The sequence below is a fragment of the Mycobacterium sp. 2YAF39 genome (assembly GCF_052114565.1).
Taxonomy (GTDB): Bacteria; Actinomycetota; Actinomycetes; order Mycobacteriales; family Mycobacteriaceae; genus Mycobacterium.
Genome location: NZ_JBFREZ010000002.1, coordinates 738,108 through 747,836 on the forward strand (window position 1 = coordinate 738,108; position 9,729 = coordinate 747,836).

Here is a 9,729-nt window from a genome sequence, read left to right on the forward strand (position 1 = left end):
GCCGTTTTGTCGATGGAGACACCATGGAATCCTTTGTTCACCTGCGAAAAGGCCGCACTCCCCGGCGCCTGCACGCCGACCTCGACGGCCTGAAGGACGACGAGCTCGGCCGCGGCGGCTTCACCGGCCGCACCGCGAACATGTACCGTCGCAACGACCCGACGGCGTACCGCTCGGTCGGCCCGCTGCGGCCCGTCGACGTGCTCTCCAGCGAGCTCAAACCGAGCGATGCCAGCGACGCGGCAGGCGGTCCGCTGCTGATGTTCAGCAATGCCGACTGCCTCGTTCTGTTGTCGCGGCGCACCGAGCCGATGCCGTTCTTCGTCCGCTACATCGACGGCGACCTCCTCAGCTTCGTGCACAAGGGCTCGGGCCTGCTGGAGACGGAGTTCGGGCCGCTGCGCTACCGCGAGGGCGACTGGATCTACATCCCCAAGGCGTGCACCTTCCGCCAGGTGCCCGACGAGGAGTCCACGCTGTTGATGATCCAGGCCACCGACGAGTTCCGCGTGCCTGCACCGGGTTACCTGGGACGTCATTTCCCGTTCGACCCGTCGCAGGCCGTCATCCCGGAGGCGGCACCCATCGACGACGACGGTCGCGACGAGTACGAGGTCCGGCTGATCCATGAGGGTGGGCCGACAACGCTGTACTACCAACACAATCCGCTCGACGTGGAGGGATGGCGCGGCGACAACTTCGCCTTCACCTTCAACATCGAGGACTACAACGTGGTGACGTCGAACAGCGTTCACCTGCCGCCGACGGTGCATCTGTTCATGGAGGCCACCGGCGTCTACGTCATGAACTTTTTGCCCAAGCCCGCCGAAGGCGTGCCGGGCACCGAGCGCACCCCGTGGTACCACCGCAACGTCGACTTCGATGAGATCGCGTTCTTCCACGGCGGATCGCTGTACGGCATTCCCATGCCGCCAGGCCTGGTCTCCCATGCGCCGCAAGGGGTTCACCACGGGGCTCCGGAGAAGGCCCGCGAGCGCGCACGCCGCAAGTTCGACGACTACGACAAGGTCGACTGGTCGGTGATCGCCATCGACACGCGTCGTCGGCTCATCCCGTCCGAAGAAGTATTGGCCAACGATCTGGGGCAGCACTAGATGACAACGACTGAGCAGTCGGTGAAGCACGAATACGACCGCATCCCCTATCTGGTTGCCTACCAGAACAATTCGGGAGTACGGGACGTGTATGGCGGCGTCGCCGAACTCGTCATACTCGAAAGCCATCTACTGCGCCCGAAGGACAAGCCTTCCGATACGGTTCTGGTGTTCATGCATCCCATCGGCGGGGGCGCCTACCTGCCGATGATGAACGCACTCGCCCGTGCAGGGCACCACGTCATCTACTGCAACAGCCGTTTTCGCGGCACCGACTCCGCACTGCTGATGGAGAAGGTGGTCGAAGATCTCGGCGAATGCATCAAGGATGCGAAGAACCGACTGGGCTACTCGAAGGTGGTTCTGGCCGGCTGGAGCGGCGGCGGCTCGCTGTCGGTGTTCTACCAGCAGCAGGCCCAGCACCCGACCGTGACGTCCAGCCCGTCCGGCGACGGCCCCGACCTGACCAAGCTCGACCTGATCCCCGCCGACGGGATCATGTTGCTGGCAGCACACATCAGCCGTCACGGCACGATGACCGAGTGGCTGGACGCGTCGATCCTCGACGAGTCCGACCCGTCCACACGCGATCCCGAGTTGGACCTGTACAACCCGGACAATCCGAACCAGCCGCCGTACACGGCCGAGTTCCTGGAGCGCTACCGCGCCGCCCAGATCGACCGCAACCGTCGAATCACCAAGTGGGTCAAGGGCAAATTGGCCGAGCTGAAGGCGGCCGGTCGCCCCGATGACGAGTTCGCATTCGTCGTACACGGCACCATGGCCGACCCCCGGTGGCTCGACCCGACCGTCGATCCGAACGAACGCACCCCTGGCCAGTGCTATCTGGGCGATCCTCAGGTGGTGAACAACAGCCCCGTCGGGCTGGCCCGGTTCTGCACGCTGCGCAGTTGGCTGTCGCAATGGAGCTACGACGACGCCCACGGGGACGCCGTCAGCGCCGGGCCGGATATCGCGGTGCCCGCACTGGTCATCGGCAACATGGCCGACGACGCCTGCACACCCAGCCACACTCAGCGTCTGTTCAGCGCGATCGGGCATCCTGACAAGGAGATGTTCGAAATCCCCGGCGCCAACCACTACTACTCCGGACCGGACCAGCGCGGAACGCTGCGCCAGGCCGTTGGCATCTGCACCGACTGGCTGCACAGGCACGAGTTCTCGAAATGAGCGTCACCGGCCCGCTCGACGGCATCCGGGTCATCGAGGTCGGCACGCTGATCTCCGGACCGTTCGCGGGTCGGCTACTGGGTGACATGGGCGCCGAGGTGATCAAGGTCGAGCCGCCGGGCACACCCGACCCGTTGCGCACCTGGGGGCAGGCCGAACTCGACGGTCACCACTTCTTCTGGACTGTGCACGCGCGCAACAAGAAGGCCGTCACCCTGAACCTGCGTGAGGAGGCCGGACGCGAGTTGTTTCTCGACCTCGTCGAGCGCTCCGACATCATCGTGGAGAACTTCCGGCCCGGCACGCTGGAGAAGTGGAACCTCGGCTACGACGTGCTGCACCAACGCAACAAGGGCATCATCCTGGTGCGCGTATCCGGATACGGGCAGACCGGGCCGGACGCACACAAGGCCGGCTACGCGTCCGTCGCCGAAGCGGCCAGCGGCCTGCGGCACATGAACGGTTTCCCCGGCGGGCCGCCCCCGCGCCTGGCACTGTCGCTCGGCGACAGTCTGGCCGGGATGTTCGCCGCCCAGGGGGCCATGGCCGCCCTGTACCGCCGCAGCGTCACCGGTGAAGGACAGGTTGTCGACGCGGCACTGACCGAATCCTGTTTGGCTGTACAGGAATCCACCATTCCCGACTACGACGTGGGCGGGGTGGTCCGCGGACCCTCCGGCACCCGCCTCGAGGGCATCGCCCCGTCGAACATCTATCCGACCGCCGACGGCAGCTGGGTGGTCATCGCCGCCAATCAGGACACCGTGTTCCGCAGGCTCTGCACCGCGATGGGACGACCCGAGCTCGCCACCGACGAGCGATTCATCAATCATGTTGCCCGCGGCCGCAATCAGGACGAGATCGACAGGATCATCGGTGAGTGGGCGGCCGCCCGCAAGCCGGCCGACATCATCGCCACGCTCTCAGAGGCCGGGGTGATCAGCGGGCCGATCAACACCGTCGCCGAGGTCGTCGAGGACCCGCAACTCCAATCCCGCGGGATGATCGCCGACCACTGGGATGAACGCATCGGGCGGAACATCAAGGGCCCCGGCGTCGTACCGGTGCTTTCGGAAACCCCGGGCACCATCCGCAACGGCGGGTCGGCGCGACCCGGGCAGCACAACGACGAAATCTACGGGGGCCTGCTCGGCCGCACCGACGCCGAGCTGACGAAGTTGCGACAGGAGGGCGTGTTATGACCGCACTGCCGAAGCATGTCGACATCCGCGACGTCTCGTTGCGCGACGGACTGCAGATCGAGGACCCGATCCCGTTGTCGGCCAAGCTCGAACTGCTGGCCGCCGTCGCCGGCACCGGGGTGCGGGAGATGGAGGCGACGGCGTTCGTCTCACCGTCGAAGGTGCCTGCGCTGGCCGACGCCGCCGAGCTGGCCGCCGAGTTGCACAACTTTCCCGACATCGAATTCTCGGCTCTGGTGGCCAGTCCCAACGGCGCCAAACGCGCGATCGCCGCAGGGTTGGGCTCGATCGAGTACGTGGTGTCGGCCGCCGACGGCCACAGTCGTTCCAACGTCGGCCGCTCCACCGCCGACGCGACCGCGCAGATCCCTGAGATCGTCGCGATCGCCCACGACAGCGGCGTTACCGTCGAGGTCATCGTCGCCACCGCGTGGGACTGCCCGTTCGACGGCCCCACACCGCCGCAACGCGTCCTCGACATCGTCGCGGCTGCCTGCGACAACGACGCTGACCGCCTCGCGATCGCCGACACCATCGGCACCACAACGCCGCGGCGGGTCAGCGACCTGGTCGCGCTCGTTCGCCCTCGAATCGGCGACATCCCGCTCGGGGCGCACTTCCATAACACCCGCGGCGCGGGCCTGGCCAGCGCGTATGCCGCAGTCAACGCCGGCATCACCCGGCTCGACGCATCGGTCGGCGGACTCGGCGGCTGCCCGTTCGCACCGGGTGCCAGCGGCAACATCGCCACCGAAGACCTTGTCTACCTGTTACGGGACAGCGGGATCGAAGTCGACGTCGACCTGCAGGCCGCCATCGCCGCAGCCCGCGTCGCACAGGATGCCGTCGGGCATGAGCTACCGAGCTCGCTGTTGCGTGCCGGCGACCGGATTCTCGACACCTGACGTGCCCGTCGAGACGCTGAGCGCCAAAGGCCGCCAGACCAGGGAGGCCATCGCACAGGCCGCCCGGAAGCTCTTCGCCGAGCGTGGCTTTCACGGCACCACGCTGGGCGACATAACGTCGGCAGCGGGTAAATCGCCTGCGGTGTTCTACCGCTACTTCGCCGACAAGGAGGACCTGCTGGCCGTCCTCGCGCAGTCCTTTCTGCACGACGTGGTCGCACCGTCGGGGTTGAGCGTCGAGGGGCCCGACTCGCCGGAGGACGACGCGTTCTTCCGCGCCGTGGTCACCGGCTACTGGAACATGTTCAAACAGAACATCGGCATCATGATCGCGGTCGCCCAGCTCGCCGCGACACAGCCGCGTTTCGCCGCTGTGCAGAACGAGTTCCGCCGTTTCGGCATGGATATCGTCGCAGCGTCCGTGCGTCGGGCCCAGGAACAGGGCTACGGTTCTGAACTGGATCCCGAACACACCGCCGCGGCGATCGCGCTGCTGTTCGAGAACTTCACCACCGTGTTCGTCGGCTCATCCGGCCTCGGGCTCGAGATCGGAGACGAGGAAGCGATCGCCACACTGTCAAGGATCTGGAAGAAGACGCTGTACGGGTTCTGAGCTATTTGAGGAGTCAACGTGGATTTCACTCTCCCGGAACATCTTCCGGGCCTGCTCGACGAGATGGATGCGTTCATCGAGGCGGAGATCAAGCCGCTGGAGCGCGAGAACATGCAGTACTTCGACCATCGTCGCGAGTATGCGCGCACGGACTGGGACAACGGCGGCATCCCACGGCGCGAGTGGGAGGACCTGCTCGGCGAGATGCGCAAGCGCGCCGACAAGGCGGGGTGGCTGCGCTACGGCCTGCCGTCTCAGTTCGGCGGCCGCGACGGCAGCAACATCGATATGGCCGTCATCCGGGAGCACCTGGCGCACAAGGGCCTCGGTCTGCACAACGATCTTCAGGACGAATCGTCGATCGTCGGCAACTTCCCGCAGGTCATCATGATGGACCGGTTCGGCACCGACGCGCAGAAGAAGGAGTGGACGAACGCGCTGATCACCGGCGAGCGCTCGATGGCGTTCGGGCTGACCGAGCCGAACCACGGATCGGATGCCACCTGGCTGGAGACCACCGCGGTGCAGGATGGTGACGAGTGGGTCATCAACGGCGCCAAGCGGTTCAACACCGGCGTGCACCGCGCCACGCACGACCTGGTGTTCGCCCGCACGTCCGGGGAACCGGGCGGGGCTCGCGGTATCACCGCGTTCCTGGTGCCCACCGATGCCCCCGGGTTTTCCGTCCCCTACTACTGGTGGACGTTCAATATGCCCACCGACCACGGCGAGGTCGAACTCAAGGACGTCCGCGTGCCCGCCGATGCCGTGCTGGGCGAGGTGGACCGCGGACTCGAGGTCGGCCAGACATTCCTGCACGAGAACCGAATTCGGCAGGCGGCGAGCAGCCTGGGCGCCGCGCAGCACTGCATCGACCGCGCCGTCGAGTACGCGGGTGACCGCATCGTGTTCGGCAAGCCGCTCGCGGTTAACCAGGCGGTGCAGTGGCCGCTGGTGGAGTTGCACACCGAGGCCCAGATGGTGCGGCTGCTGGTGCGTTATGCCGCCTCGGAATTGGACCGCAACCACCACATGGAAGTTTCCGACAAGGTGTCGATGGCCAACTACCGCGCCAATCGGCTGGTGTGCGAGGCTGCCGATCGGGCCATGCAGGTGCTGGGCGGCGTCGGGTACAGCCGTCACGAGCCGATGGAGCACATCTACCGACACCACCGCCGCTACCGGATCACCGAGGGCGCCGAGGAGATCCAGATCCGACGGGTGGCGCAGCGGCTCTTCGGATTCGGCCGCAAGTGAAAGATCAGCTCGAGGCTGTGCTGCGGCCCGCCCTTGGCGACGTCGTCGTCGAGAACCTACGCACGCTGACCGGCGGGGCCAGCAGGACCACGTGGGCGTTCGACGCCGTCACCGATGAGCGGCGGGCGCTGATCCTGCGCACCGGGCCTCCCGACGACGTGCACGCGAGCATGGAGCTGGAGGCCGAGGTGCAGCAGCGCGCGGTCGACGCCGGGGCGCCTGTCCCCCATATCGTCACCGCCGACAATTCGTCTGCCGCCCTGGGTAATCCGTACCTGATCTGCGACGCGATCGCCGGCGAGACGATCGTCAGGCGCATTTACCGCACACTCGACGATGCGGGTCGTGAACGACTGCTCGGCCAGTGCGCGCAGGCATTGGCGGCCATCCACCGTGCCGACCCCGACGGCGTCGTCGGTCTCGCCGAATCCGACCAGCTCACCGAATGGCGCGACCGACTCGACGAAATGGGCGATACCACAGCGACGTTCGAGTGGGCGTTCCACTGGCTGGCCGCCAATCGCCCGTCGCCGTCACCGCACGTGCTGGTGCACGGTGACTTCCGGATGGGCAATCTGATCGTCGACGAGAACGGACTGGCAGCCGTCCTGGACTGGGAGCTGGTGCACACCGGTGAGGTGTACGAGGACCTCGCCTGGTTCTGCATCCGGGCCTGGCGATTCGGTGCGTCCGAAGACCTCGGCGCCGGCGGACTCGGCAGCGTCGAAAGCTTCCTGGTCGCTTACGAAGCGGCCGCAGGCATCGAGCTGGATCGCGACGTGTTCCGTTGGTGGCTGACCGTGGCCACCCTGCGCTGGGGCGTCATCTGCCGCTTCCAGGCCGAACGGCATCTGTCGGGCCAGAACCCGTCGGTCGAACTGGCCGCGATCGGTCGTCGTGCCGCCGAAACCGAATGGGATGTTTTGGATCTGCTGACGGGAGGTGGTCCTCGATGAGCGGGCTGTACGGGCGGCCCACCGCGGCGGAACTGATCGCGGCGGTCGCTGATTTTCTCGACAACGACGTGCGCGGCGCGATCGAGGGACCGGTCAACTTCCACGCCCGCGTCGCCGCCAACGTGCTGCGCATCGTCGAGCGTGAACTGCTCGATGGTCCCGCCGACGATGTCGCGACTGCGCTCGACGGCCTTGGCTACAGCGGTGAGGCCGAGCTCGCGATGGCCATCCGGGCGGGCGACCTCGACGACCGCCCTGACGAGGTGTTGAGCTGCCTGCGCACAATCGTTCGTCGCCGGCTCGACGTCGCCCACCCCGGTTATGCCGACTCGTAGCGATTTCGGCGTGCTGCGTCTCGCTGAGCGTGACCGAGCACGCCGAAATCACTCAGAGGCGACGTGCCCGGGCGAGCCAGGCCGGTTCGTCGACCACCGATCCCACGGGCAGGCCGATGGCCTCGACGTGCGGCTCCTGGACCACGCCGCGATAGGTGGCCTCGTCGAGCGATTCGAGCTCCCAGCCGTCGCCGAACGCCTCGCGGATCACGCTCTCGCTGACCTCGGGACCGAATCCGCGGCCCTTGTCGGACAACGCCAGCACATGCACCAGCGCCCCCGGCCTGCACACGGCATGCAGACTCGCGACGTATCTGGGCCTGTCCGAATCATCGAAAATATGGAACAGCGCGCTGTCGACGATGGTGTCGTAGCGCGGCTCGGTCCCGAGGTTCAACGCGTCAGCGACCTCGAAGCGGACATCGACGCCCTTGTCGGCCGCGTTTTCGCGGGCCTGATCGATCGCGGTGGGGGCGGCGTCGACGCCGAGTACGTCGTAGCCCAACCGGGTAAGCAGGATGGTGTGCTCACCGGTTCCGCAACCGGCGTCGAGCACGCTGCCGTGTACCTGGCCCGCACGTTCGAGGTCGACGATCGCGGGCTGCGGCTCGCCGATCACCCACGGTGCGCTTCGGGTCTTGTAGGCATCGTCAAATCGGGAGAAGGTTGGTGTGGAATCCATGAAGTCCAGGGTTCTACCTCAACATGACTTTAGGTCAAGGGAGATCAAGGTTATGTCCGTCACCGAATCGGGCGCGCTCGTCGACGTCGCCGACCGGCTGTTCGACGCCATCGCCCGCAGCGACATCACCGCGGTGAGGCAACTCTTCGCCGACGACGTTCTCGTCTGGCATTCGGGCGACACCAGGGACAGCGCCAAAGAGCGGGCATCCAAGATCATCGACTGGTTCATCACCACCACCACCGACCGTCGCTACGAGGTCCTCGACCGCCAGTTCTTCGACGGCGGTTTCGTGCAACAGCACATCCTGCACGCCGACAGCCGCAACGGGGCGTCGATCCACATGCGCGTCTGCATCGTGATCAAGGTGGGCGCCGACGGGCTGATCTCCCGCATCGACGAGTACTTCGACCCGGCGGAAATGGCCCCACTACTCAACTCAACGAACTGACAGGAGACGACATGGCAAGCCTCAGCGAGTTTTTCAGCGACACGGCATCCACGGGGGCGTGGACCGCGGTCGCCGACCAATCCGCCATCGTGGCGAAGAGCAAGTCCTTCTGGGGTGTGTTGCCCGTCAAGGTTCGCTTCACCGAGTTCAGTGGCGACGGCCAAGTCACCTCGCCTCAAACGGTTTTCGGCCGCATCGACATCAAGACCGCGTCATTGGCCACCGGTATCGCCAAGCGCGACGACCACCTACGGTCCGCGGACTTCTTCGAAGCCGAGAAATTCCCGGACATCAGCGTGGTCGTCACCAACGCCGATAGCGTCGACGTCGACACCCTGGATCTGCGTGCGCAGGTGACCATCAAGGGCACCACGAAGCCGCTGAATCTGAAGGCGAAGGTGACGCCGGTCGGCGACGGCGGAATGCGGCTGACGACGGAGGCCACGATCAACCGCCAGGAGTTCGGTGTCGACGGCAACATGATGGGCATGATCGGCGACAAGGTGACGATCTCGGGCGACATCGTGTTCCGCCACGCGGACTAGCCCGTACGATCGGGCGCATGGTCGAGCCATCGCGTCCGCTGCGGGTCCTCGTCTACAGCGACAATCCCAGGACCCGAGAGCAGGTGCAGCTCGCGCTCGGGAAGCGCGTGCACCCCGAGCTGCCTGAGCTGACGTACGTCGAGATCGCGACCGGCCCGATGGTGATCCGGCAGATGGACGAGGGCGGCTTCGATCTCGTGATCCTCGACGGAGAAGCCGCCCCGACGGGCGGCATGGGGATTGCCAAACAGCTCAAGGACGAGATCGCCGACTGCCCTCCGGTGCTCGTCCTCACCGGACGCCCGGACGACGCTTGGCTGGCCAGCTGGTCCCGAGCGGAGGCGGCCGTGCCCCATCCGATCGACCCGATCCGGTTGGGCGACGCAGTGGTATCGCTGCTGCGCGCACCCGTCCAATAATCTAGAAACACCAATCTAGCTGTCGCACTTACCTATTCGAGGCACGACGACATAGCGA

The 9,729-nt window shown here is 66.1% G+C and carries 12 protein-coding genes; 11 read left to right on the forward strand and 1 reads right to left on the reverse strand.

What is annotated here, in order from left to right:
- The first annotated feature begins 23 nt into the window (after window positions 1–23).
- Genes AB4Z42_RS09085 through AB4Z42_RS09120 form a run of 8 tightly spaced genes read left to right on the forward strand, consistent with a single transcriptional unit; the run spans window position 24 to window position 7,574 of the window.
- Window positions 24–1,115 carry a homogentisate 1,2-dioxygenase gene (locus tag AB4Z42_RS09085; protein ID WP_442008782.1) on the forward strand — a complete coding sequence of 364 codons (1,092 nt, stop codon included), beginning with the start codon at window positions 24–26 and terminating at the stop codon, window positions 1,113–1,115.
- The gene (locus AB4Z42_RS09090; RefSeq protein ID WP_442008783.1) at window positions 1,116–2,306 is read left to right on the forward strand and encodes an alpha/beta hydrolase family protein; all 1,191 of its coding nucleotides are present in this window, start codon (window positions 1,116–1,118) and stop codon (window positions 2,304–2,306) included.
- Window positions 2,303–3,508, forward strand: coding sequence for a CaiB/BaiF CoA transferase family protein (locus AB4Z42_RS09095; protein ID WP_442008784.1), 1,206 nt, complete (start codon window positions 2,303–2,305; stop codon window positions 3,506–3,508). The genes AB4Z42_RS09090 and AB4Z42_RS09095 overlap by 4 nt, the downstream gene beginning before the upstream one ends.
- Window positions 3,505–4,413 (forward strand): hydroxymethylglutaryl-CoA lyase, encoded by a 909-nt coding sequence (locus tag AB4Z42_RS09100; protein WP_442008785.1) that lies wholly within the window; start codon window positions 3,505–3,507, stop codon window positions 4,411–4,413. Before AB4Z42_RS09095 ends, AB4Z42_RS09100 begins: the two co-directional genes overlap by 4 nt.
- 1 nt (window position 4,414) lies before the next feature.
- Window positions 4,415–5,026 carry a TetR/AcrR family transcriptional regulator gene (locus tag AB4Z42_RS09105; RefSeq protein WP_442008898.1) on the forward strand — a complete coding sequence of 204 codons (612 nt, stop codon included), beginning with the start codon at window positions 4,415–4,417 and terminating at the stop codon, window positions 5,024–5,026.
- A gap of 18 nt (window positions 5,027–5,044) precedes the next feature.
- Entirely contained in the window at window positions 5,045–6,283 is a 1,239-nt protein-coding gene (locus AB4Z42_RS09110; protein ID WP_442008786.1) for an acyl-CoA dehydrogenase family protein, read from the forward strand.
- Window positions 6,280–7,239, forward strand: a complete 960-nt coding sequence (locus AB4Z42_RS09115) for a phosphotransferase family protein (protein WP_442008787.1) — start codon at window positions 6,280–6,282, stop codon at window positions 7,237–7,239. Before AB4Z42_RS09110 ends, AB4Z42_RS09115 begins: the two co-directional genes overlap by 4 nt.
- On the forward strand, window positions 7,236–7,574 hold the full coding sequence (locus tag AB4Z42_RS09120; protein ID WP_442008788.1) for a DUF6285 domain-containing protein: 339 nt from the start codon (window positions 7,236–7,238) through the stop codon (window positions 7,572–7,574). The genes AB4Z42_RS09115 and AB4Z42_RS09120 overlap by 4 nt, the downstream gene beginning before the upstream one ends.
- Window positions 7,575–7,626: 52 nt before the next feature.
- Here the strand turns inward: AB4Z42_RS09120 and AB4Z42_RS09125 are convergent, their stop codons facing one another.
- Entirely contained in the window at window positions 7,627–8,256 is a 630-nt protein-coding gene (locus AB4Z42_RS09125) for a class I SAM-dependent methyltransferase (protein WP_442008789.1), read from the reverse strand.
- Window positions 8,257–8,308: 52 nt separating this feature from the next.
- Here AB4Z42_RS09125 and AB4Z42_RS09130 point away from each other — a divergent pair, with 52 nt between their 5' ends.
- The 3 genes from AB4Z42_RS09130 to AB4Z42_RS09140 are packed head-to-tail and all read left to right on the forward strand — an operon-like array spanning window position 8,309 to window position 9,671.
- Window positions 8,309–8,707 carry a nuclear transport factor 2 family protein gene (locus AB4Z42_RS09130; RefSeq protein ID WP_442008790.1) on the forward strand — a complete coding sequence of 133 codons (399 nt, stop codon included), beginning with the start codon at window positions 8,309–8,311 and terminating at the stop codon, window positions 8,705–8,707.
- An 11-nt stretch (window positions 8,708–8,718) separates the two neighbouring features.
- A complete protein-coding gene (locus AB4Z42_RS09135; protein WP_442008791.1) occupies window positions 8,719–9,252 on the forward strand; it encodes a YceI family protein in 534 nt (177 codons plus the stop codon).
- Window positions 9,253–9,269: 17 nt separating this feature from the next.
- Window positions 9,270–9,671, forward strand: a complete 402-nt coding sequence (locus AB4Z42_RS09140) for an Rv3143 family two-component system response regulator (protein WP_442008792.1) — start codon at window positions 9,270–9,272, stop codon at window positions 9,669–9,671.
- The last annotated feature ends 58 nt before the right edge of the window (window positions 9,672–9,729 follow it).